General features: G+C 74.6%; 19 protein-coding genes and 2 pseudogenes. 12 read left to right on the top strand and 9 right to left on the bottom strand.

Going from position 1 to position 21,436, the window contains the following annotated elements; translation table 11 throughout:
- Both OG447_RS32095 and OG447_RS32090 read right to left on the bottom strand, forming a co-directional pair.
- The coding region (locus OG447_RS32095; protein ID WP_368078413.1) for a TolB family protein at nucleotides 1-728 on the bottom strand (728 nt) is incomplete at its 3' end.
- Nucleotides 729-990: 262 nt separating this feature from the next.
- The gene (locus tag OG447_RS32090; RefSeq protein WP_323181896.1) at nucleotides 991-1,257 is read right to left on the bottom strand and encodes a hypothetical protein; all 267 of its coding nucleotides are present in this window, start codon (nucleotides 1,255-1,257) and stop codon (nucleotides 991-993) included.
- Nucleotides 1,258-1,418: 161 nt separating this feature from the next.
- On the opposite strand from OG447_RS32090, the gene OG447_RS32085 reads away from it, so the two are divergent.
- Nucleotides 1,419-1,670, top strand: a complete 252-nt coding sequence (locus tag OG447_RS32085) for a hypothetical protein (protein WP_266941166.1) — start codon at nucleotides 1,419-1,421, stop codon at nucleotides 1,668-1,670.
- Nucleotides 1,671-1,717: 47 nt separating this feature from the next.
- Here the strand turns inward: OG447_RS32085 and OG447_RS32080 are convergent, their stop codons facing one another.
- Nucleotides 1,718-2,311: a penicillin acylase family protein gene (locus OG447_RS32080; protein WP_266941164.1), complete on the bottom strand. Its 594-nt coding sequence runs from the start codon at nucleotides 2,309-2,311 to the stop codon at nucleotides 1,718-1,720.
- On the opposite strand from OG447_RS32080, the pseudogene OG447_RS32075 reads away from it, so the two are divergent.
- From OG447_RS32075 to OG447_RS32060, 4 genes and pseudogenes are all read left to right on the top strand, one after another.
- Nucleotides 2,264-2,410 (top strand): annotated as a pseudogene (locus OG447_RS32075) (winged helix-turn-helix domain-containing protein); the annotation flags it as partial. The gene OG447_RS32080 and the pseudogene OG447_RS32075 sit on opposite strands and share 48 nt — an antisense overlap.
- Nucleotides 2,403-4,007: an ATP-binding protein gene (locus OG447_RS32070; protein WP_323181895.1), complete on the top strand. Its 1,605-nt coding sequence runs from the start codon at nucleotides 2,403-2,405 to the stop codon at nucleotides 4,005-4,007. The pseudogene OG447_RS32075 and the gene OG447_RS32070, both read left to right, overlap by 8 nt.
- Before the next feature lie 391 nt (nucleotides 4,008-4,398).
- Complete coding sequence (gene fusA, locus OG447_RS32065; protein ID WP_266941163.1) at nucleotides 4,399-6,483, top strand: elongation factor G; 2,085 nt, start codon at nucleotides 4,399-4,401, stop codon at nucleotides 6,481-6,483.
- 120 nt (nucleotides 6,484-6,603) lie between these two features.
- Nucleotides 6,604-7,398, top strand: a complete 795-nt coding sequence (locus OG447_RS32060) for a class I SAM-dependent methyltransferase (RefSeq protein ID WP_266941162.1) — start codon at nucleotides 6,604-6,606, stop codon at nucleotides 7,396-7,398.
- On the opposite strand, the gene OG447_RS32055 is transcribed toward OG447_RS32060, so the two are convergent.
- On the bottom strand, nucleotides 7,387-7,767 hold the full coding sequence (locus OG447_RS32055; protein WP_266941160.1) for a DUF4180 domain-containing protein: 381 nt from the start codon (nucleotides 7,765-7,767) through the stop codon (nucleotides 7,387-7,389). The two genes, OG447_RS32060 and OG447_RS32055, sit on opposite strands and share 12 nt — an antisense overlap.
- Before the next feature lie 174 nt (nucleotides 7,768-7,941).
- Between OG447_RS32055 and OG447_RS32050 the strand changes: the two genes are divergently transcribed.
- Entirely contained in the window at nucleotides 7,942-8,184 is a 243-nt protein-coding gene (locus OG447_RS32050; RefSeq protein ID WP_266941167.1) for a DUF6296 family protein, read from the top strand.
- A 70-nt stretch (nucleotides 8,185-8,254) separates the two neighbouring features.
- Here the strand turns inward: OG447_RS32050 and OG447_RS32045 are convergent, their stop codons facing one another.
- Nucleotides 8,255-11,314, bottom strand: coding sequence for an amidohydrolase family protein (locus OG447_RS32045; protein WP_266941169.1), 3,060 nt, complete (start codon nucleotides 11,312-11,314; stop codon nucleotides 8,255-8,257).
- Nucleotides 11,315-11,708: 394 nt separating this feature from the next.
- Nucleotides 11,709-11,975 carry a hypothetical protein gene (locus OG447_RS32040; protein ID WP_323181896.1) on the bottom strand — a complete coding sequence of 89 codons (267 nt, stop codon included), beginning with the start codon at nucleotides 11,973-11,975 and terminating at the stop codon, nucleotides 11,709-11,711.
- 161 nt (nucleotides 11,976-12,136) lie between these two features.
- On the opposite strand from OG447_RS32040, the gene OG447_RS32035 reads away from it, so the two are divergent.
- On the top strand, nucleotides 12,137-12,388 hold the full coding sequence (locus tag OG447_RS32035; protein ID WP_266941166.1) for a hypothetical protein: 252 nt from the start codon (nucleotides 12,137-12,139) through the stop codon (nucleotides 12,386-12,388).
- Nucleotides 12,389-12,435: 47 nt separating this feature from the next.
- Here the strand turns inward: OG447_RS32035 and OG447_RS32030 are convergent, their stop codons facing one another.
- Nucleotides 12,436-13,029: a penicillin acylase family protein gene (locus tag OG447_RS32030; protein ID WP_266941164.1), complete on the bottom strand. Its 594-nt coding sequence runs from the start codon at nucleotides 13,027-13,029 to the stop codon at nucleotides 12,436-12,438.
- On the opposite strand from OG447_RS32030, the pseudogene OG447_RS32025 reads away from it, so the two are divergent.
- From OG447_RS32025 to OG447_RS32010, 4 genes and pseudogenes are all read left to right on the top strand, one after another.
- Nucleotides 12,982-13,128: pseudogene (locus OG447_RS32025) on the top strand (winged helix-turn-helix domain-containing protein); the annotation flags it as partial. The gene OG447_RS32030 and the pseudogene OG447_RS32025 overlap by 48 nt on opposite strands.
- Nucleotides 13,121-14,725, top strand: coding sequence for an ATP-binding protein (locus tag OG447_RS32020; RefSeq protein ID WP_323181895.1), 1,605 nt, complete (start codon nucleotides 13,121-13,123; stop codon nucleotides 14,723-14,725). The pseudogene OG447_RS32025 and the gene OG447_RS32020, both read left to right, overlap by 8 nt.
- A 391-nt stretch (nucleotides 14,726-15,116) precedes the next feature.
- Nucleotides 15,117-17,201 (top strand): elongation factor G, encoded by a 2,085-nt coding sequence (gene fusA / locus OG447_RS32015; protein ID WP_266941163.1) that lies wholly within the window; start codon nucleotides 15,117-15,119, stop codon nucleotides 17,199-17,201.
- A gap of 120 nt (nucleotides 17,202-17,321) precedes the next feature.
- A complete protein-coding gene (locus tag OG447_RS32010; protein ID WP_266941162.1) occupies nucleotides 17,322-18,116 on the top strand; it encodes a class I SAM-dependent methyltransferase in 795 nt (264 codons plus the stop codon).
- On the opposite strand, the gene OG447_RS32005 is transcribed toward OG447_RS32010, so the two are convergent.
- Entirely contained in the window at nucleotides 18,105-18,485 is a 381-nt protein-coding gene (locus OG447_RS32005; protein ID WP_266941160.1) for a DUF4180 domain-containing protein, read from the bottom strand. The genes OG447_RS32010 and OG447_RS32005 overlap by 12 nt on opposite strands.
- Before the next feature lie 174 nt (nucleotides 18,486-18,659).
- Here OG447_RS32005 and OG447_RS32000 point away from each other — a divergent pair, with 174 nt between their 5' ends.
- A complete protein-coding gene (locus OG447_RS32000; RefSeq protein WP_266941167.1) occupies nucleotides 18,660-18,902 on the top strand; it encodes a DUF6296 family protein in 243 nt (80 codons plus the stop codon).
- A 70-nt stretch (nucleotides 18,903-18,972) separates the two neighbouring features.
- On the opposite strand, the gene OG447_RS31995 is transcribed toward OG447_RS32000, so the two are convergent.
- The coding region (locus OG447_RS31995) for an amidohydrolase family protein (RefSeq protein WP_266941158.1) at nucleotides 18,973-21,436 on the bottom strand (2,464 nt) is incomplete at its 5' end.

The following is a 21,436-nucleotide window of genomic DNA, read 5'->3' as shown; positions in this document are numbered from 1 at the left end:
TGTTCGATCCGTACGGGCCCGCCGGCGTCGGCCGCGGCGACGGCGACCGATGCGAGGGTCCGGGCCGTCAGGGTCTCCCCCGTGGCGGTGCCGCGGACGAACAGCACGCGGGTACCGTCCGGCGACCAGACCGGGTCGAAGTCCTCCCAGTCGCCTTCCTGGCCTGGCCCGGGCTGCCCGGGCAGGCCCGTCAGCCGGCGCGGGCCGCCGCCGGTGAGGGCGACCGCCCAGATCCGGTACGGGCTGCCCGCCACCGGGTCGCCGCCCCGTTCGGAGCAGAAGGCGAGGCTGCAGCCGTCGGGCGACCAGGCGGGGGCACGGTGGTCGAACGGGCCGTCGGTGAGCCTGCGCAGACCCGATCCGTCCGCGCCCATCACCCAGATGTGGAAGGCGCCCCCGCGGTAGGCGCTCATCGCGAGGTGGCGGCCGTCCGGGGAGAACACCGGGCGGCCGGGCTCCAGATCGGGCGGGGTGAGCTGCGTGGCGGGCGAGCCGTCCGGGGGCAGAGACCAGAGGACGTTCTGCACCTCGGCGACGACGCGGTCCCCGGTGGCGGTGGCGGTCGCGGCCCCGTTGGTCGCGCGGGTGAAGCGCAACCGGAGCGGTTCCCCGGCCGCCGGACCCGGGGAACCGGCCTGGGCCGCGGCCCGGGCCGGGGGGTGTCCGAGCAGTGCGGCGAGGGCGCCGGCCCCGCCCGCCTGCAGAACCGTCCTGCGCGCGACTCGCACCCCGACCACTCGCCTTCGCGTTTCGATGACCGCCCGTACCGACCCGTCAGCCACCCAAACGATCAACCCCCGGCGGGGGCAACGGGCTGCGGTCCACGGGCGCCGCCGCCGGCCCGGGGCCACGACGGCCGTCAGCCGGCCACGCGCAGCGTCACTTGCACAGGACGGTGTCGACGAGGTCCTGCGGGGCGTCGGCCTCGGGTGCGAGTCCCCTGTTGGCGGTGACGGCCTCGGTCCCGTTCCAGCCCTGCGCGCCGATCCGCTAGAACCCCCGCCGCTCGATGCGCACCCATGTACCCCGCTCCGTACGACCGCCCAAGGAACGGCGCTTGCGCACCAGTGCCTGCCGATCCAATTCCACACGCAGGGCCGCTTCCACGCGCTCCAGCACGTCTTCCACGGGCTGACGGCGCAGATCCGCCTGGGCAGCAACGGGCAGGGAACCAGTCATCACGACCTCCTCGGCGAACGGATGACCGCAGCAGAAGGAGGCCCACTGGAACGATCCGTCCGTCAACACAGAGCGCATCAACTTCGCTCCCTCTCTGACCGTTGCAAGAACGGAAGGAGGCCAGCCCCTGCGCATCGCAGAGGCCTGCGCCACCCATGAGGACGCCGTGCCGTCCGGGATCTGGTCGCCGACATGGCGGCTTGGGACCGCCGTCTTACGTGCGCGCTCTCGAGGTGTGGATGTATCTCGCCACCAAGGCCGGGTGGACGGTGAGTGTGGCCCCGGACGCGGCGCTGGACGTCGATGCGGGTGACTGCGGCGTCGTCGAGGTGGAGGGTCTGCGTTGTCGGATTCATCTCACTCCTCGGGTGAGGACGACGCTTGTCGATGACGTGGGCGGTCGGATGTCGCAGCGTCCAGCATTTGCTCACGCAGCGTGGGTCGACCCCTTGTTGGAGCCGGACAATTTTGTGCCCTACCTCGGTGCCTGAGGCACTGCCGCCTTTCTGATTCGGCGGTGGCAGATGACAGCGCGAGATCAATTCCCGGACGGGCCTGGGTATGCCCCGCGTCCGCCGCTGACTTCCTCGGCGGGCCCCGGTGCACCGCCCTCCTTGCGTAGCAGGCTCCAGTCCGTGATCACGGGCACGAGTTCGCCGCGTTCCCACAGGGGCAGCTGGTCGTGGTGGTGGGGCCCGTCAGCCCCCGAGGCGCCGAGGGGGACGACCCACAGGCTGTTGTCGCGGTCGGCCAGGTCCCATACGTAGCGTGCGGCGGGACCGCGCGTGAGGTGGCCTTCGACGTCCGGGATGCGGGTCGTGGACAGGACGCACTCGGAGTCGCCGGCTAGGGCGGGCCACGAGGCCGTGTCGCTGTCCCGGGGCAGTGCCGTCCACGGGGAGAGCCGGTGCAGAGCTCCCCAGGGGCCGGCCTCTGGCTGCGCCGCGGCGTCCTCGACAGCGGCCCGCAGCAGCTGCGTACGGTCCGCGCCGAGGGGCTCGGAGTCCGCCAGGAGGTGGTTGAGCCCCATCGCGACCCGGGGCACGAGGAAGAGCCACGGCAGGAGGACGTCCGGGTAGGCCAGGTGTGGGACAGCGCTTTCGACGGCGATCCCAATGTCGTCGAGGTCCACGTCAGTGCCGTACGCCGCAAGATCGACGCGCCGTTCGGCCGCGCCGCGCTGGAGACCGTACGCGGGGCCGGATACCGGCTGGCGGCCGACGGTGGCTGAGCGTCCCCGCGGCCGCGACCGCCTGTTCCGCGACCACCTCTTCCCCGGCCGCCTCTGCCGGGAGCGGATCCTGGACGACCGGATCCTGTACGACCGGACCCTGCACGACCGGACCCTGCACGATCTCCTCGTCCGCGCCCGTCTCCTGCGCGGCCGTCTCCTGCGCAGCCGCCCCGCCGCCGCCTTGCGCGCGGCCGCGGGCGCCGCCCTGGAGCGATGGCCCGTGCTGAGGCGGCTGTGGCCCACCACCGTCCGGGCGCGGGCCACCGTGGGTGCGAGCGTGGTGGTGGCCGCGGCCCTGTCGCTCGCCTCGTTCGCCCTGCTGGGGCTGCTCGAGGCCAATCTGCTGCGCAACGCCGAGGACGACGCGCGGCGGCAGGCCGACGCCGTGGCCCAGCTCGCCGCGGCCGGGCGGCTCGACCGCGCGCGGCTGGTCGCCCGCGGTGTCGAGTTCGTCCAGGTGGTGGGCGCCGACGGCCGCGTCCTGCTGGCCAGCCCCAACCTCATCGGCGTACCCGCGTTCCCGCCCGCGGGCCCCGAGGTGCCCGGGACCCGCTTCCACACCTGGAAGGTCCGTCCCCTGGGCGGCGGCCACCGCCAGCGGGTCGTCCAGGTCATCACCGACACCCCGAACGGCCCGGCCATCGTCTACGCCGGGGCCTCGCTGCGCGACGCGGACGCCGTCGACGACACCACCACCGCCGCCCTCGTCATCGGGATGCCCCTGCTCCTGGCCACCGTCGCCCTCGTGACCTGGCGGGTCACCGGCCGGGCGCTGAGACCGGTGGAGGCGATCCGGGCCGAGGTCGCCGGGATCACCGACCGCGACCTGCACCGCCGGGTGCCGGTGCCGGCCACCCACGACGAGGTCGCCCGCCTGGCGCAGACCATGAACGCCACCCTGGACCGGCTGGAGGCCTCCGGGGTCCGCCAGCGGCAGTTCATCGCCGACGCCTCGCACGAACTGCGCAGCCCCATCACCGTCCTGCGCACGCAGCTGGAAGTGGCTCTCGCCGTCCAGGACCCGGAGCTGTGGCCCGAGCTGATCGGCGGGGCCCTCCAGGACATCGAACGGCTCCAGCACCTCGCGGCCGATCTGCTGCTGCTCGCCCGGATCGACGCCGCCCAGCCCGTGGCCGCGGTGGAACTGGACCTGACTGCCCTGGTATGCGAAGCCGTGGACACCCGGCTCGGCGACAGGGTTCCCGTACACCTGGACCTCGAAGCCGGGGTCGGGATCACCGGCAGCGCCCTGTGGCTCAGCCGTGTCGTCACCAACCTCCTCGACAACGCGCAGCGTTACGCCGACCGGCGCGTGGTCGTCACCCTGCGCACCACGAACGGCCCGGGGCCCCGTACCGCCGTACTGGAGGTCACCGACGACGGCCCGGGCATCCCCGCGGCCGACCGGGAGCGGGTCTTCGAACGCTTCACCCGCCTCGACGACTCCCGCAGCCGCGACCACGGCGGTGCGGGCCTCGGCCTCGCCATCGCCCGGGACTTGACGGCCCATCACGGCGGGACGCTGACGGCCGAGGACCACGCGCACGGCGCCCGCCTGGTGCTCCGCCTCCCGGCGGCGCCCCGGCCGGAGTGAGGCCGCGCAGCCGGAAATAAATACCGTGCCCCGCCGGGTCCTCTTCCCTAGACTCGCCGCACGCGCTGCCGACAGGGCACCGCGCGCCTGATGCCGAGTGAAGAGAAGGGGAACCGGGCCATGTGCATGCGCCACACCGCCGCCTTCGTTCCCCCGTCCCGGTACGACGTGATCCCGGTGTCTCGCTAGGCCCGGTGCCGGCTGCGCGGCCGTCACCGCATGCCCGTGACGCTCCTTCGGTTTCCGTTCCTCCCGCTGCCCTTGTGCCCCCCTGCCCCGGCCCTGCGCCCCCGGCAGCCGGGGCCGGTCCGGCGGGACGGGCGGGGCCGACCGGTGTGCCGTCCCGGGAATCGCGCTGCCTGCCTCCTCATCGTTCGAAAGGCCTCGGGCCATGCGCACCATCCGACGACCGCTCGCCGGCACGTCCCCCACCGCCGTCCGCAATCTGGGCATCCTCGCCCACGTCGACGCGGGCAAGACCACCATCACCGAACGCATCCTGTTCGCGACCGGCGCCATCCACAAGCGGGGCGAGGTACACGACGGAACGACCGTCACCGACTTCGACGCCCAGGAGCGCGACCGCGGCATCACCATCTTCGCCGCGGCCGTGAGCTGCGCCTGGGCCGGGCACCGCGTCAACCTGATCGACACCCCGGGCCACGTCGACTTCTCGGACGAGGTCGAACGGTCCCTGCGCGTCCTGGACGGGGCGGTCGCGGTGTTCGACGCCGTCGCCGGGGTCGAGCCGCAGAGCGAGTCGGTGTGGCGGCAGGCCGACCGGCACGGGGTTCCGCGGATCGCCTTCGTCAACAAGCTCGACCGGGCGGGCGCCGACCTCGACACGGCCGTCGCCTCGATCCGCGAGCGGCTGGGCGTCGTCCCGCTGGTGGTCCAGCTGCCCATCGGCCGGGAGGACGGTTTCACCGGGGTCGTGGACCTGCTGGGGATGCGCGCGCTGCTCTGGCGGGCGGGCGGCGAGACCTACGAGACCGCACCGGTGCCCGAGGAGCTGCGCGAGGAGGCGCAGCGGCGGCGCCGGCTCCTGGAGGAGACGGTGGCCGAGCTGCACGCGGACGCGCTGGAGGAGTTCTGTGCGGCTTCGGCGGTGACCGGGCCGACGCTGGCGCGCGCCCTGCGGGAGCTGACGCTGCGCGGGGACGGCGTGGTGGTGCTGTGCGGCTCGGCGTACCGCAACCGCGGGATCGAGCCGTTGCTGGACGCGGTCCTCGCGTACCTGCCGTCGCCCGCCGACATGCCACCGGTACGGGGCGAGGCCGGCGGCGCGGAGCAGGAGCGGGCCCCCGACCCGGCGGCGCCGTTCACGGCCCTGGCGTTCAAGGTGACGGCGACACCGACCGGACGGCTCACGTACGTACGGGTCTACGCGGGCACGCTCCGCAAGGGCGAGTCCGTACTGGACGCCGCGACGGGCCGCACGGAGCGGGTCGGCCGGATCCTGCGGGTACAGGCCGACCGGCACGAGGAACGGGAGGAGGCGGTCGCGGGTGACATCGTCGCCGTGATCGGGCTGAAGGCCGCCCGGGCGGGTACGACCCTGTGCGCCCCCGGGGCTCCGCTGGTCCTCGAACCGCCGTCGGTGGCCGAACCGGTGGTGTCGGTGGCGGTCGAGGCACGCCGGAGCAGCGACACCGGCCGGCTCGCGGCGGCCCTGGCGCGCCTCGTCGAGGAGGACCCCTCGCTGGTGGTGCGGTCCGACGGGGAAACCGGCCAGACCGTGCTGTCGGGGATGGGCGAACTCCACCTGGAGGTCGCAGTGGAGAAGATCCGCCGCGGCCAGGGGGTGGAGGTCGTGGTCGGGCGTCCGCAGGTCTCCTACCGGGAGACCGTCGTACGCGGGGTGACCGGCCTCGTCTACCGGCACGTCAAACAGGACGGTGGCGCGGGCCAGTTCGCGCACGTCGTCATCGACGTCGAACCGCTGGAGGAGGCAGCGGAGGCTGCGGGCTTCGTGTTCCGGTCGTCGGTCGTCGGCGGCCGCGTGCCGCAGGAGTACGCGCGCGCCGTGGAGGCCGGCTGCCGGGACGCGCTCGCCGAGGGACCGCTCGGCGGGTATCCGGTGACGGGGCTGCGGGTGACGCTCACCGACGGGGCCACCCACTCCAAGGACTCCTCGGAGCTGGCGTTCCGGGCGGCGGGCCGGTTCGCGCTGCGCGAGGCGCTGCGCGCGAGCACGGTGGAGCTCCTGGAGCCGGTGGTGGAGGTCACGGTGACCGTCCCCGAGGACGGTGTGGGAGCGGTGCTGGGTGACCTCGCGGCCCGCCGCGGCCGGGTCTCGGGCTCCACGTCCGGGTCCGGCACGGCGGTGGTCACCGCGGCCGTGCCACTGGCCGAGCTCTTCGGCTACGCGTCCCGGCTGCGCGGCCGGACCCAGGGCCGGGGCACCTTCACGGCCCGGCCCGCGGCCCTCGCGCCGGTACCGGCTGCGGTCGCCGCGGTGGTGCTGAGCCGCTAGCACCGTCCGCCCCGCCCCGCCCCGGCCTGCCCGGGCGGGGCGGGGCGGCGGGCAGCGCGGTCGGCCCCGTGGCCGGATCGCGTGCTCGTGGGCCGGGGCTCGTACGGCCATGATGGCCGGATGGACATACGGGGGGACTTACGACCGGACGGGCACGCGCCGCCGTCGGAGCGCTGTGCCCACGGCGGGCGTCCCGGTGAGGCGTACGCCGTGTCGGCCGAGTTCTACGACCTGTTGCACGCCCGGGCCTACCACCGGCACGCGCTCGCCCTGGCGGCTCCGGCGGCTGCCGCCCGGGTCGGGATCGTCGAGGTCGGCGCGGGTACCGGCCTGGTCACCGAGGTACTGATCGGCGCGTCGACCGTACCGGTGCACGCCGTCGAGCCGGCGGCCGCCATGCGGGCCGTCCTGCTCTCCCGGCTGCACCCGCCGGCGGGCGGCTCCGCCGGGGACCGGGTGACGGTGCACGCCTGCTCCGCCCTCGAACTGTCGCTGCGCGGCCAGGCCGACCTGGCCGTGTGCCTGCGGATGGTGCCCTGCCTGCCGCCCGCCGAGCGGCGCGCGCTGTGGCGGGTGCTGGCCGATCTGCTGGTGCCCGGCGGGCTGCTCTTCCTGGACCGTCCACCGGCCGGTCTCCCCGCGCAGCCCGTCCGGCGCGGGCTGGGTGAGGTCCGCCTCGGCATCGACACCTACCGCGGGCAGCTCACCCAGCGCGCCGAGGACGGCCGGATCCGCTACGACTACACGTACCTGGTGTGCCGTCAGGGCCGGATGCTGCGCCATGCCCGGGAGTCCTTCCTCCTGTGGCCGCTGACCCGGAGGGCCCTCGCCGAGGAACTCACGGCGGCCGGCCTCGCCCTGGAGGACGATCTGACGCCTGATGTGCTCCAGGTCCGGCGCGGGTCAGGCCTCTGAAGCGGCCGGGGGCCCGAGACGGTCGTGCAGTTCCGCGGCGTCGGTGAGGAACCAGGTCTGGCGGCCGCGGTTGCACTCGCGGACGAAGTCGCGCAGTGCCGGACTGTTCGTCGTGTGGCGGGAGATGTCGCCGAGGACGGCGAGCCCCACGCGGTAGTTCACGAACTTCTGGACGACGTCACCGGCGACCCGGGTGCTCAGCCGGAAGAAGGTCTCGTCGAAGCGCTCGGCGGGGATGGCGATCCACTGGACCCCCTGGTACATGGCGTTGCCGATGAGGTCCATGACGTCGCCTTCACCGCTGATCCTCTCGCCCTCGGAGCCGCATATCAGGACGGGTACGCCGTGGATCGTCTGCAGGGTGCTCATGGGGCCGAGGCTAGTCGGGGGGACGGATGCCGTCGACAGGATTCCGGGGCGGGGAGTGTCCCCCGGTCGGGTCCCGGTGCCGCGTGGCGCGTGCTGTCGTCGGGGGCCATGGGGCACGTTGGTACGCGGCCCTTCGGCGCGGTCCGCGCGACGGCGGGGATCTGGAGGTACGTGGTGGGCGAGGACCGTGAGGATCGCTATGAGTTGGTGTTCGAGGACGACGGTTCGGCGGAGTCCGCGGACACCGTGGTCGTCACGCGCACGGAGCGGACGGGTCCGGGCGGCCATCCGGTCTACGCCGACGACACCGGGATCATCCGCGCCGAGATCAGCGACCAGGGCGAGGTCCGGATGCTGGCCTCGGGAGGCCAGCAGGCCCTGAGCCACCCCGCCCGTGCCCGGCGGCCCGCCTCCTGACCGGAAACCCGGCCGCCGGGGCGATCACGCGGCGGACACCCCCGGTACCTCCCCGCGGGCGGTGACAGCACTAGGCACCGGCGGTGCAGCAGCCGTCGCGCAGCATCTGGTGCAGGACGTCGCGCCAGTCGCCGGCCGGCGCGGCGGGGGCCGCGGTCCGGGTGAACGCGGTTTCCAGGACGGCCCGTTCCCACACGGTTCCGCCGCGTACGGTCGCCCGTACGCGGATCAGGTCGGCGAAGTCGGTGAAGGGGTCGCCGTCGACGAGGGTGAGGTCGGCGATCCGGCCCGGTTCGACCGTGCCGAGGCGGTCCGCGACACCGAAGACCCGGGCCGGGGTGCGGGTGACGGTGGTGAGTGCCTCCGCCGCGGTCAGCCCGTACTGGTGCAGGGCGCGCAGGGCCAGGTGCAGGTGGAGGCCGACCGGGGTGAGGGGCGCGTCGGTGCCCAGGGCGAGGCGTCCGCCGCCCGCGAGGACGCCCCGGTAGGCGGCGACCTCGCGTTCCAGTACGGCCTGCTGTTCGGCGCTCGGCGCGGTCGCGGCCGCGGTGCGGACGGCCGCCACGTCCCAGGGCGGCATCAGGGCCGTGACCCGGGAGTCGGCGGCGACCGCCGGATCGGCGCCGATCAGCGGCAGGGCCGTGAAGGGCGTGGCGATCAGGTCGAGTCCGCGCCGTGCGTACACCTCCAGCGTGTCCTGGTAGGTGTGGCCCTGCGGGGTCGCACCGTGCCCGCACTCGGCGCGCTCGGTCGCCACCAGGTGCGTGGTCAGGTCCTGGCCGGACTGGATGCCGGTGGCGCACAGGTGGGAGCCGGCCAGGACGCCGATCCGCTCGTGCGCGAAGCGGGCGGCTTCGGCCATGTGCGCGTACGGGGCGCGGACATAGGTCTTGACGAAGTCCCAGTCCAGCGCCTCGGCCCTGGCCAGTGAGCGGGCGAAGCCGGCCGGGGTGCGGTGGGCGCGCCCCATGCTGTAGGCGACGCGGGAGCCGTCGAGGAGCTCACCGCCGGCCAACAGCCGGGGCGAGGCCAGCAGGCCGGCCCTGATGTCCTCGCGCAGCCGGGCCTGTTCGTAGGCGGAGCCGCCGAGGGAGACGGCGGTGGTGACTCCGTAGGCCAGGTGCAGGAGGCCCTGGCGGGCCCCGTAGGTGTAGGGGTACGGGTGGACGTGGGAGTCCCACAGGCCCGGCAGGACCGTGCCGGTGGAGGCGTCCACGGTGCGGGCGGCGCGGCGGCCGGGCCGGTGGGGTTCGACAGCGGTGATCCGGCCGTCGCTGACGAGGATGTCGACGTCGGCGCGGGGTGGGGACCCGGTGGCGTCCCACAGCAGTCCGGCGTGCACGACGGTGTCGACGGGGCTGGGGCGGCGGTAGCTCAGGGCGATCGGCACGGTCCGGGGGGCCGCGGCGGGTACGCCCGCGTCGTCGAGGGCGAGCAGGCGCAGCCGGGCGCCGGACTGGTAGAGCAGGGTGCGGGAGTCCCCGGACCAGGAGGGGTGGTCGGCGGGCTCGTCGTCGCCGGTCACGCGGCGGGCGGGGCCGGCGGGGGTGCCGTCGGGGGTGACGGGGAGCAGCCACAGGGCGGACTCGCTGACGCAGGCCAGGAACCGGCCGTCGGGCGACCAGACGGGGCCGGAGGCGTAGCGGTCCGCGAGGGAGGCGTGCGGGGCGAGCGCGTAGAGGCGGGCGGTGCCGGTGCGGGTGTCGACGATCCGGATGAGGTTGTAGCCCTCGCGGAAGCGCCGGCTGAGGCGGTTGCGGTCGCAGAGCGCGAGGTACCGGCCGTCGGGGGACCAGCTGGGCGGGCCGGGCAGGCCTCCGCCGCCGAGGGCGGTGACCAGGGGGGTCTCCGTGCCGGTCGCGAGGTCGCGGACGAGGAGCCGCCCGGCGAGGTCGAGGGCGGCGAGCCGTCCGCCGTCGGGCGAGAGCACTCCGTAGACGCGGCCGCCCGGGGCGAGGACGCTCTCCCCGCCGCCGGTGAGCTCCCGGCGGCGTACGGTGTTCAGCCCGTCGCGGTCGTCGGTGTAGAGCAGCGCCCGGCCGTCCGGGGTCCACACCGGTCCCTGGAGGTAGGCGGTGGCGGGGGCCTGGACGAGTCTGCGCGGTGCTCCCCCGGTGACGGGTGCGGTCCACAGGGCGTTGAGCGCGGCGAAGGCCACGCTGCGGCCGTCGGGTGAGAGGGCGGGCAGGTGGATGCCGTGGACCGGACGGCTCCGCTCGGCCTCCAGGACGTACTCCTTGGCCCGGTAGCGGGGGCGGGTCACCTCAAGGGTGGCGTCGAGGGGGATCTCCTGGCCGGTGGTGTCCGTGTGGGGACGGATCACCTGGAACCGGCCGTCGAGCGTGATCAGCAGGCGGTCGTCGCCGATCCAGCGCGGGGGCGCGGGCGCGAGGTCCCCGTCGAGGGCGACCTCGCGCCCGTACGCGTAGAGGCTCAGGACCTCGGCCTTGCGTGGTCCGGGAGCGGCGGACAGCCAGGCGGTGCGCCCGGCCGGGGAGAGCGCCGGGGCCAGCAGTCTGCCGTCGGTGACGGTGTGTTCGATCCGTACGGGCCCGCCGGCGTCGGCCGCGGCGACGGCGACCGATGCGAGGGTCCGGGCCGTCAGGGTCTCCCCCGTGGCGGTGCCGCGGACGAACAGCACGCGGGTACCGTCCGGCGACCAGACCGGGTCGAAGTCCTCCCAGTCGCCTTCCTGGCCTGGCCCGGGCTGCCCGGGCAGGCCCGTCAGCCGGCGCGGGCCGCCGCCGGTGAGGGCGACCGCCCAGATCCGGTACGGGCTGCCCGCCACCGGGTCGCCGCCCCGTTCGGAGCAGAAGGCGAGGCTGCAGCCGTCGGGCGACCAGGCGGGGGCACGGTGGTCGAACGGGCCGTCGGTGAGCCTGCGCAGACCCGATCCGTCCGCGCCCATCACCCAGATGTGGAAGGCGCCCCCGCGGTAGGCGCTCATCGCGAGGTGGCGGCCGTCCGGGGAGAACACCGGGCGGCCGGGCTCCAGATCGGGCGGGGTGAGCTGCGTGGCGGGCGAGCCGTCCGGGGGCAGAGACCAGAGGACGTTCTGCACCTCGGCGACGACGCGGTCCCCGGTGGCGGTGGCGGTCGCGGCCCCGTTGGTCGCGCGGGTGAAGCGCAACCGGAGCGGTTCCCCGGCCGCCGGACCCGGGGAACCGGCCTGGGCCGCGGCCCGGGCCGGGGGGTGTCCGAGCAGTGCGGCGAGGGCGCCGGCCCCGCCCGCCTGCAGAACCGTCCTGCGCGCGACTCGCACCCCGACCACTCGCCTTCGCGTTTCGATGACCGCCCGTACCGACCCGTCAGCCACCCAAACGATCAACCCCCGGCGGGGGCAACGGGCTGCGGTCCACGGGCGCCGCCGCCGGCCCGGGGCCACGACGGCCGTCAGCCGGCCACGCGCAGCGTCACTTGCACAGGACGGTGTCGACGAGGTCCTGCGGGGCGTCGGCCTCGGGTGCGAGTCCCCTGTTGGCGGTGACGGCCTCGGTCCCGTTCCAGCCCTGCGCGCCGATCCGCTAGAACCCCCGCCGCTCGATGCGCACCCATGTACCCCGCTCCGTACGACCGCCCAAGGAACGGCGCTTGCGCACCAGTGCCTGCCGATCCAATTCCACACGCAGGGCCGCTTCCACGCGCTCCAGCACGTCTTCCACGGGCTGACGGCGCAGATCCGCCTGGGCAGCAACGGGCAGGGAACCAGTCATCACGACCTCCTCGGCGAACGGATGACCGCAGCAGAAGGAGGCCCACTGGAACGATCCGTCCGTCAACACAGAGCGCATCAACTTCGCTCCCTCTCTGACCGTTGCAAGAACGGAAGGAGGCCAGCCCCTGCGCATCGCAGAGGCCTGCGCCACCCATGAGGACGCCGTGCCGTCCGGGATCTGGTCGCCGACATGGCGGCTTGGGACCGCCGTCTTACGTGCGCGCTCTCGAGGTGTGGATGTATCTCGCCACCAAGGCCGGGTGGACGGTGAGTGTGGCCCCGGACGCGGCGCTGGACGTCGATGCGGGTGACTGCGGCGTCGTCGAGGTGGAGGGTCTGCGTTGTCGGATTCATCTCACTCCTCGGGTGAGGACGACGCTTGTCGATGACGTGGGCGGTCGGATGTCGCAGCGTCCAGCATTTGCTCACGCAGCGTGGGTCGACCCCTTGTTGGAGCCGGACAATTTTGTGCCCTACCTCGGTGCCTGAGGCACTGCCGCCTTTCTGATTCGGCGGTGGCAGATGACAGCGCGAGATCAATTCCCGGACGGGCCTGGGTATGCCCCGCGTCCGCCGCTGACTTCCTCGGCGGGCCCCGGTGCACCGCCCTCCTTGCGTAGCAGGCTCCAGTCCGTGATCACGGGCACGAGTTCGCCGCGTTCCCACAGGGGCAGCTGGTCGTGGTGGTGGGGCCCGTCAGCCCCCGAGGCGCCGAGGGGGACGACCCACAGGCTGTTGTCGCGGTCGGCCAGGTCCCATACGTAGCGTGCGGCGGGACCGCGCGTGAGGTGGCCTTCGACGTCCGGGATGCGGGTCGTGGACAGGACGCACTCGGAGTCGCCGGCTAGGGCGGGCCACGAGGCCGTGTCGCTGTCCCGGGGCAGTGCCGTCCACGGGGAGAGCCGGTGCAGAGCTCCCCAGGGGCCGGCCTCTGGCTGCGCCGCGGCGTCCTCGACAGCGGCCCGCAGCAGCTGCGTACGGTCCGCGCCGAGGGGCTCGGAGTCCGCCAGGAGGTGGTTGAGCCCCATCGCGACCCGGGGCACGAGGAAGAGCCACGGCAGGAGGACGTCCGGGTAGGCCAGGTGTGGGACAGCGCTTTCGACGGCGATCCCAATGTCGTCGAGGTCCACGTCAGTGCCGTACGCCGCAAGATCGACGCGCCGTTCGGCCGCGCCGCGCTGGAGACCGTACGCGGGGCCGGATACCGGCTGGCGGCCGACGGTGGCTGAGCGTCCCCGCGGCCGCGACCGCCTGTTCCGCGACCACCTCTTCCCCGGCCGCCTCTGCCGGGAGCGGATCCTGGACGACCGGATCCTGTACGACCGGACCCTGCACGACCGGACCCTGCACGATCTCCTCGTCCGCGCCCGTCTCCTGCGCGGCCGTCTCCTGCGCAGCCGCCCCGCCGCCGCCTTGCGCGCGGCCGCGGGCGCCGCCCTGGAGCGATGGCCCGTGCTGAGGCGGCTGTGGCCCACCACCGTCCGGGCGCGGGCCACCGTGGGTGCGAGCGTGGTGGTGGCCGCGGCCCTGTCGCTCGCCTCGTTCGCCCTGCTGGGGCTGCTCGAGGCCAATCTGCTGCGCAACGCCGAGGACGACGCGCGGCGGCAGGCCGACGCCGTGGCCCAGCTCGCCGCGGCCGGGCGGCTCGACCGCGCGCGGCTGGTCGCCCGCGGTGTCGAGTTCGTCCAGGTGGTGGGCGCCGACGGCCGCGTCCTGCTGGCCAGCCCCAACCTCATCGGCGTACCCGCGTTCCCGCCCGCGGGCCCCGAGGTGCCCGGGACCCGCTTCCACACCTGGAAGGTCCGTCCCCTGGGCGGCGGCCACCGCCAGCGGGTCGTCCAGGTCATCACCGACACCCCGAACGGCCCGGCCATCGTCTACGCCGGGGCCTCGCTGCGCGACGCGGACGCCGTCGACGACACCACCACCGCCGCCCTCGTCATCGGGATGCCCCTGCTCCTGGCCACCGTCGCCCTCGTGACCTGGCGGGTCACCGGCCGGGCGCTGAGACCGGTGGAGGCGATCCGGGCCGAGGTCGCCGGGATCACCGACCGCGACCTGCACCGCCGGGTGCCGGTGCCGGCCACCCACGACGAGGTCGCCCGCCTGGCGCAGACCATGAACGCCACCCTGGACCGGCTGGAGGCCTCCGGGGTCCGCCAGCGGCAGTTCATCGCCGACGCCTCGCACGAACTGCGCAGCCCCATCACCGTCCTGCGCACGCAGCTGGAAGTGGCTCTCGCCGTCCAGGACCCGGAGCTGTGGCCCGAGCTGATCGGCGGGGCCCTCCAGGACATCGAACGGCTCCAGCACCTCGCGGCCGATCTGCTGCTGCTCGCCCGGATCGACGCCGCCCAGCCCGTGGCCGCGGTGGAACTGGACCTGACTGCCCTGGTATGCGAAGCCGTGGACACCCGGCTCGGCGACAGGGTTCCCGTACACCTGGACCTCGAAGCCGGGGTCGGGATCACCGGCAGCGCCCTGTGGCTCAGCCGTGTCGTCACCAACCTCCTCGACAACGCGCAGCGTTACGCCGACCGGCGCGTGGTCGTCACCCTGCGCACCACGAACGGCCCGGGGCCCCGTACCGCCGTACTGGAGGTCACCGACGACGGCCCGGGCATCCCCGCGGCCGACCGGGAGCGGGTCTTCGAACGCTTCACCCGCCTCGACGACTCCCGCAGCCGCGACCACGGCGGTGCGGGCCTCGGCCTCGCCATCGCCCGGGACTTGACGGCCCATCACGGCGGGACGCTGACGGCCGAGGACCACGCGCACGGCGCCCGCCTGGTGCTCCGCCTCCCGGCGGCGCCCCGGCCGGAGTGAGGCCGCGCAGCCGGAAATAAATACCGTGCCCCGCCGGGTCCTCTTCCCTAGACTCGCCGCACGCGCTGCCGACAGGGCACCGCGCGCCTGATGCCGAGTGAAGAGAAGGGGAACCGGGCCATGTGCATGCGCCACACCGCCGCCTTCGTTCCCCCGTCCCGGTACGACGTGATCCCGGTGTCTCGCTAGGCCCGGTGCCGGCTGCGCGGCCGTCACCGCATGCCCGTGACGCTCCTTCGGTTTCCGTTCCTCCCGCTGCCCTTGTGCCCCCCTGCCCCGGCCCTGCGCCCCCGGCAGCCGGGGCCGGTCCGGCGGGACGGGCGGGGCCGACCGGTGTGCCGTCCCGGGAATCGCGCTGCCTGCCTCCTCATCGTTCGAAAGGCCTCGGGCCATGCGCACCATCCGACGACCGCTCGCCGGCACGTCCCCCACCGCCGTCCGCAATCTGGGCATCCTCGCCCACGTCGACGCGGGCAAGACCACCATCACCGAACGCATCCTGTTCGCGACCGGCGCCATCCACAAGCGGGGCGAGGTACACGACGGAACGACCGTCACCGACTTCGACGCCCAGGAGCGCGACCGCGGCATCACCATCTTCGCCGCGGCCGTGAGCTGCGCCTGGGCCGGGCACCGCGTCAACCTGATCGACACCCCGGGCCACGTCGACTTCTCGGACGAGGTCGAACGGTCCCTGCGCGTCCTGGACGGGGCGGTCGCGGTGTTCGACGCCGTCGCCGGGGTCGAGCCGCAGAGCGAGTCGGTGTGGCGGCAGGCCGACCGGCACGGGGTTCCGCGGATCGCCTTCGTCAACAAGCTCGACCGGGCGGGCGCCGACCTCGACACGGCCGTCGCCTCGATCCGCGAGCGGCTGGGCGTCGTCCCGCTGGTGGTCCAGCTGCCCATCGGCCGGGAGGACGGTTTCACCGGGGTCGTGGACCTGCTGGGGATGCGCGCGCTGCTCTGGCGGGCGGGCGGCGAGACCTACGAGACCGCACCGGTGCCCGAGGAGCTGCGCGAGGAGGCGCAGCGGCGGCGCCGGCTCCTGGAGGAGACGGTGGCCGAGCTGCACGCGGACGCGCTGGAGGAGTTCTGTGCGGCTTCGGCGGTGACCGGGCCGACGCTGGCGCGCGCCCTGCGGGAGCTGACGCTGCGCGGGGACGGCGTGGTGGTGCTGTGCGGCTCGGCGTACCGCAACCGCGGGATCGAGCCGTTGCTGGACGCGGTCCTCGCGTACCTGCCGTCGCCCGCCGACATGCCACCGGTACGGGGCGAGGCCGGCGGCGCGGAGCAGGAGCGGGCCCCCGACCCGGCGGCGCCGTTCACGGCCCTGGCGTTCAAGGTGACGGCGACACCGACCGGACGGCTCACGTACGTACGGGTCTACGCGGGCACGCTCCGCAAGGGCGAGTCCGTACTGGACGCCGCGACGGGCCGCACGGAGCGGGTCGGCCGGATCCTGCGGGTACAGGCCGACCGGCACGAGGAACGGGAGGAGGCGGTCGCGGGTGACATCGTCGCCGTGATCGGGCTGAAGGCCGCCCGGGCGGGTACGACCCTGTGCGCCCCCGGGGCTCCGCTGGTCCTCGAACCGCCGTCGGTGGCCGAACCGGTGGTGTCGGTGGCGGTCGAGGCACGCCGGAGCAGCGACACCGGCCGGCTCGCGGCGGCCCTGGCGCGCCTCGTCGAGGAGGACCCCTCGCTGGTGGTGCGGTCCGACGGGGAAACCGGCCAGACCGTGCTGTCGGGGATGGGCGAACTCCACCTGGAGGTCGCAGTGGAGAAGATCCGCCGCGGCCAGGGGGTGGAGGTCGTGGTCGGGCGTCCGCAGGTCTCCTACCGGGAGACCGTCGTACGCGGGGTGACCGGCCTCGTCTACCGGCACGTCAAACAGGACGGTGGCGCGGGCCAGTTCGCGCACGTCGTCATCGACGTCGAACCGCTGGAGGAGGCAGCGGAGGCTGCGGGCTTCGTGTTCCGGTCGTCGGTCGTCGGCGGCCGCGTGCCGCAGGAGTACGCGCGCGCCGTGGAGGCCGGCTGCCGGGACGCGCTCGCCGAGGGACCGCTCGGCGGGTATCCGGTGACGGGGCTGCGGGTGACGCTCACCGACGGGGCCACCCACTCCAAGGACTCCTCGGAGCTGGCGTTCCGGGCGGCGGGCCGGTTCGCGCTGCGCGAGGCGCTGCGCGCGAGCACGGTGGAGCTCCTGGAGCCGGTGGTGGAGGTCACGGTGACCGTCCCCGAGGACGGTGTGGGAGCGGTGCTGGGTGACCTCGCGGCCCGCCGCGGCCGGGTCTCGGGCTCCACGTCCGGGTCCGGCACGGCGGTGGTCACCGCGGCCGTGCCACTGGCCGAGCTCTTCGGCTACGCGTCCCGGCTGCGCGGCCGGACCCAGGGCCGGGGCACCTTCACGGCCCGGCCCGCGGCCCTCGCGCCGGTACCGGCTGCGGTCGCCGCGGTGGTGCTGAGCCGCTAGCACCGTCCGCCCCGCCCCGCCCCGGCCTGCCCGGGCGGGGCGGGGCGGCGGGCAGCGCGGTCGGCCCCGTGGCCGGATCGCGTGCTCGTGGGCCGGGGCTCGTACGGCCATGATGGCCGGATGGACATACGGGGGGACTTACGACCGGACGGGCACGCGCCGCCGTCGGAGCGCTGTGCCCACGGCGGGCGTCCCGGTGAGGCGTACGCCGTGTCGGCCGAGTTCTACGACCTGTTGCACGCCCGGGCCTACCACCGGCACGCGCTCGCCCTGGCGGCTCCGGCGGCTGCCGCCCGGGTCGGGATCGTCGAGGTCGGCGCGGGTACCGGCCTGGTCACCGAGGTACTGATCGGCGCGTCGACCGTACCGGTGCACGCCGTCGAGCCGGCGGCCGCCATGCGGGCCGTCCTGCTCTCCCGGCTGCACCCGCCGGCGGGCGGCTCCGCCGGGGACCGGGTGACGGTGCACGCCTGCTCCGCCCTCGAACTGTCGCTGCGCGGCCAGGCCGACCTGGCCGTGTGCCTGCGGATGGTGCCCTGCCTGCCGCCCGCCGAGCGGCGCGCGCTGTGGCGGGTGCTGGCCGATCTGCTGGTGCCCGGCGGGCTGCTCTTCCTGGACCGTCCACCGGCCGGTCTCCCCGCGCAGCCCGTCCGGCGCGGGCTGGGTGAGGTCCGCCTCGGCATCGACACCTACCGCGGGCAGCTCACCCAGCGCGCCGAGGACGGCCGGATCCGCTACGACTACACGTACCTGGTGTGCCGTCAGGGCCGGATGCTGCGCCATGCCCGGGAGTCCTTCCTCCTGTGGCCGCTGACCCGGAGGGCCCTCGCCGAGGAACTCACGGCGGCCGGCCTCGCCCTGGAGGACGATCTGACGCCTGATGTGCTCCAGGTCCGGCGCGGGTCAGGCCTCTGAAGCGGCCGGGGGCCCGAGACGGTCGTGCAGTTCCGCGGCGTCGGTGAGGAACCAGGTCTGGCGGCCGCGGTTGCACTCGCGGACGAAGTCGCGCAGTGCCGGACTGTTCGTCGTGTGGCGGGAGATGTCGCCGAGGACGGCGAGCCCCACGCGGTAGTTCACGAACTTCTGGACGACGTCACCGGCGACCCGGGTGCTCAGCCGGAAGAAGGTCTCGTCGAAGCGCTCGGCGGGGATGGCGATCCACTGGACCCCCTGGTACATGGCGTTGCCGATGAGGTCCATGACGTCGCCTTCACCGCTGATCCTCTCGCCCTCGGAGCCGCATATCAGGACGGGTACGCCGTGGATCGTCTGCAGGGTGCTCATGGGGCCGAGGCTAGTCGGGGGGACGGATGCCGTCGACAGGATTCCGGGGCGGGGAGTGTCCCCCGGTCGGGTCCCGGTGCCGCGTGGCGCGTGCTGTCGTCGGGGGCCATGGGGCACGTTGGTACGCGGCCCTTCGGCGCGGTCCGCGCGACGGCGGGGATCTGGAGGTACGTGGTGGGCGAGGACCGTGAGGATCGCTATGAGTTGGTGTTCGAGGACGACGGTTCGGCGGAGTCCGCGGACACCGTGGTCGTCACGCGCACGGAGCGGACGGGTCCGGGCGGCCATCCGGTCTACGCCGACGACACCGGGATCATCCGCGCCGAGATCAGCGACCAGGGCGAGGTCCGGATGCTGGCCTCGGGAGGCCAGCAGGCCCTGAGCCACCCCGCCCGTGCCCGGCGGCCCGCCTCCTGACCGGAAACCCGGCCGCCGGGGCGATCACGCGGCGGACACCCCCGGTACCTCCCCGCGGGCGGTGACAGCACTAGGCACCGGCGGTGCAGCAGCCGTCGCGCAGCATCTGGTGCAGGACGTCGCGCCAGTCGCCGGCCGGCGCGGCGGGGGCCGCGGTCCGGGTGAACGCGGTTTCCAGGACGGCCCGTTCCCACACGGTTCCGCCGCGTACGGTCGCCCGTACGCGGATCAGGTCGGCGAAGTCGGTGAAGGGGTCGCCGTCGACGAGGGTGAGGTCGGCGATCCGGCCCGGTTCGACCGTGCCGAGGCGGTCCGCGACACCGAAGACCCGGGCCGGGGTGCGGGTGACGGTGGTGAGTGCCTCCGCCGCGGTCAGCCCGTACTGGTGCAGGGCGCGCAGGGCCAGGTGCAGGTGGAGGCCGACCGGGGTGAGGGGCGCGTCGGTGCCCAGGGCGAGGCGTCCGCCGCCCGCGAGGACGCCCCGGTAGGCGGCGACCTCGCGTTCCAGTACGGCCTGCTGTTCGGCGCTCGGCGCGGTCGCGGCCGCGGTGCGGACGGCCGCCACGTCCCAGGGCGGCATCAGGGCCGTGACCCGGGAGTCGGCGGCGACCGCCGGATCGGCGCCGATCAGCGGCAGGGCCGTGAAGGGCGTGGCGATCAGGTCGAGTCCGCGCCGTGCGTACACCTCCAGCGTGTCCTGGTAGGTGTGGCCCTGCGGGGTCGCACCGTGCCCGCACTCGGCGCGCTCGGTCGCCACCAGGTGCGTGGTCAGGTCCTGGCCGGACTGGATGCCGGTGGCGCACAGGTGGGAGCCGGCCAGGACGCCGATCCGCTCGTGCGCGAAGCGGGCGGCTTCGGCCATGTGCGCGTACGGGGCGCGGACATAGGTCTTGACGAAGTCCCAGTCCAGCGCCTCGGCCCTGGCCAGTGAGCGGGCGAAGCCGGCCGGGGTGCGGTGGGCGCGCCCCATGCTGTAGGCGACGCGGGAGCCGTCGAGGAGCTCACCGCCGGCCAACAGCCGGGGCGAGGCCAGCAGGCCGGCCCTGATGTCCTCGCGCAGCCGGGCCTGTTCGTAGGCGGAGCCGCCGAGGGAGACGGCGGTGGTGACTCCGTAGGCCAGGTGCAGGAGGCCCTGGCGGGCCCCGTAGGTGTAGGGGTACGGGTGGACGTGGGAGTCCCACAGGCCCGGCAGGACCGTGCCGGTGGAGGCGTCCACGGTGCGGGCGGCGCGGCGGCCGGGCCGGTGGGGTTCGACAGCGGTGATCCGGCCGTCGCTGACGAGGATGTCGACGTCGGCGCGGGGTGGGGACCCGGTGGCGTCCCACAGCAGTCCGGCGTGCACGACGGTGTCGACGGGGCTGGGGCGGCGGTAGCTCAGGGCGATCGGCACGGTCCGGGGGGCCGCGGCGGGTACGCCCGCGTCGTCGAGGGCGAGCAGGCGCAGCCGGGCGCCGGACTGGTAGAGCAGGGTGCGGGAGTCCCCGGACCAGGAGGGGTGGTCGGCGGGCTCGTCGTCGCCGGTCACGCGGCGGGCGGGGCCGGCGGGGGTGCCGTCGGGGGTGACGGGGAGCAGCCACAGGGCGGACTCGCTGACGCAGGCCAGGAACCGGCCGTCGGGCGACCAGACGGGGCCGGAGGCGTAGCGGTCCGCGAGGGAGGCGTGCGGGGCGAGCGCGTAGAGGCGGGCGGTGCCGGTGCGGGTGTCGACGATCCGGATGAGGTTGTAGCCCTCGCGGAAGCGCCGGCTGAGGCGGTTGCGGTCGCAGAGCGCGAGGTACCGGCCGTCGGGGGACCAGCTGGGCGGGCCGGGCAGGCCTCCGCCGCCGAGGGCGGTGACCAGGGGGGTCTCCGTGCCGGTCGCGAGGTCGCGGACGAGGAGCCGCCCGGCGAGGTCGAGGGCGGCGAGCCGTCCGCCGTCGGGCGAGAGCACTCCGTAGACGCGGCCGCCCGGGGCGAGGACGCTCTCCCCGCCGCCGGTGAGCTCCCGGCGGCGTACGGTGTTCAGCCCGTCGCGGTCGTCGGTGTAGAGCAGCGCCCGGCCGTCCGGGGTCCACACCGGTCCCTGGAGGTAGGCGGTGGCGGGGGCCTGGACGAGTCTGCGCGGTGCTCCCCCGGTGACGGGTGCGGTCCACAGGGCGTTGAGCGCGGCGAAGGCCACGCTGCGGCCGTCGGGTGAGAGGGCGGGCAGGTGGATGCCGTGGACCGGACGGCTCCGCTCGGCCTCCAGGACGTACTCCTTGGCCCGGTAGCGGGGGCGGGTCACCTCAAGGGTGGCGTCGAGGGGGATCTCCTGGCCGGTGGTGTCCGTGTGGGGACGGATCACCTGGAACCGGCCGTCGAGCGTGATCAGCAGGCGGTCGTCGCCGATCCAGCGCGGGGGCGCGGGCGCGAGGTCCCCGTCGAGGGCGACCTCGCGCCCGTACGCGTAGAGGCTCAGGACCTCGGCCTTGCGTGGTCCGGGAGCGGCGGACAGCCAGGCGGTGCGCCCGGCCGGGGAGAGCGCCGGGGCCAGCAGTCTGCCGTCGGTGACGGTG

It is taken from the genome of Streptomyces sp. NBC_01408, assembly GCF_026340255.1.
Classification (GTDB): domain Bacteria; phylum Actinomycetota; class Actinomycetes; order Streptomycetales; family Streptomycetaceae; genus Streptomyces.
Note: the sequence above shows the minus strand (reverse complement) of the source record. Positions and strands in the feature narration are given on the sequence as shown.

Coding starts and splice junctions, on each gene's coding strand:
- OG447_RS32055 (WP_266941160.1), bottom strand. CDS start 7,767: ATGAGCACCCTGCAGACGATCCACGGCGTACCCGTCCTGATATGCGGC.
- OG447_RS32040 (WP_323181896.1), bottom strand. CDS start 11,975: ATGCGCTCTGTGTTGACGGACGGATCGTTCCAGTGGGCCTCCTTCTGC.
- OG447_RS32090 (WP_323181896.1), bottom strand. CDS start 1,257: ATGCGCTCTGTGTTGACGGACGGATCGTTCCAGTGGGCCTCCTTCTGC.
- OG447_RS32035 (WP_266941166.1), top strand. CDS start 12,137: ATGTATCTCGCCACCAAGGCCGGGTGGACGGTGAGTGTGGCCCCGGAC.
- OG447_RS32060 (WP_266941162.1), top strand. CDS start 6,604: ATGGACATACGGGGGGACTTACGACCGGACGGGCACGCGCCGCCGTCG.
- fusA (WP_266941163.1), top strand. CDS start 4,399: ATGCGCACCATCCGACGACCGCTCGCCGGCACGTCCCCCACCGCCGTC.
- OG447_RS32085 (WP_266941166.1), top strand. CDS start 1,419: ATGTATCTCGCCACCAAGGCCGGGTGGACGGTGAGTGTGGCCCCGGAC.
- OG447_RS32010 (WP_266941162.1), top strand. CDS start 17,322: ATGGACATACGGGGGGACTTACGACCGGACGGGCACGCGCCGCCGTCG.
- fusA (WP_266941163.1), top strand. CDS start 15,117: ATGCGCACCATCCGACGACCGCTCGCCGGCACGTCCCCCACCGCCGTC.
- OG447_RS32005 (WP_266941160.1), bottom strand. CDS start 18,485: ATGAGCACCCTGCAGACGATCCACGGCGTACCCGTCCTGATATGCGGC.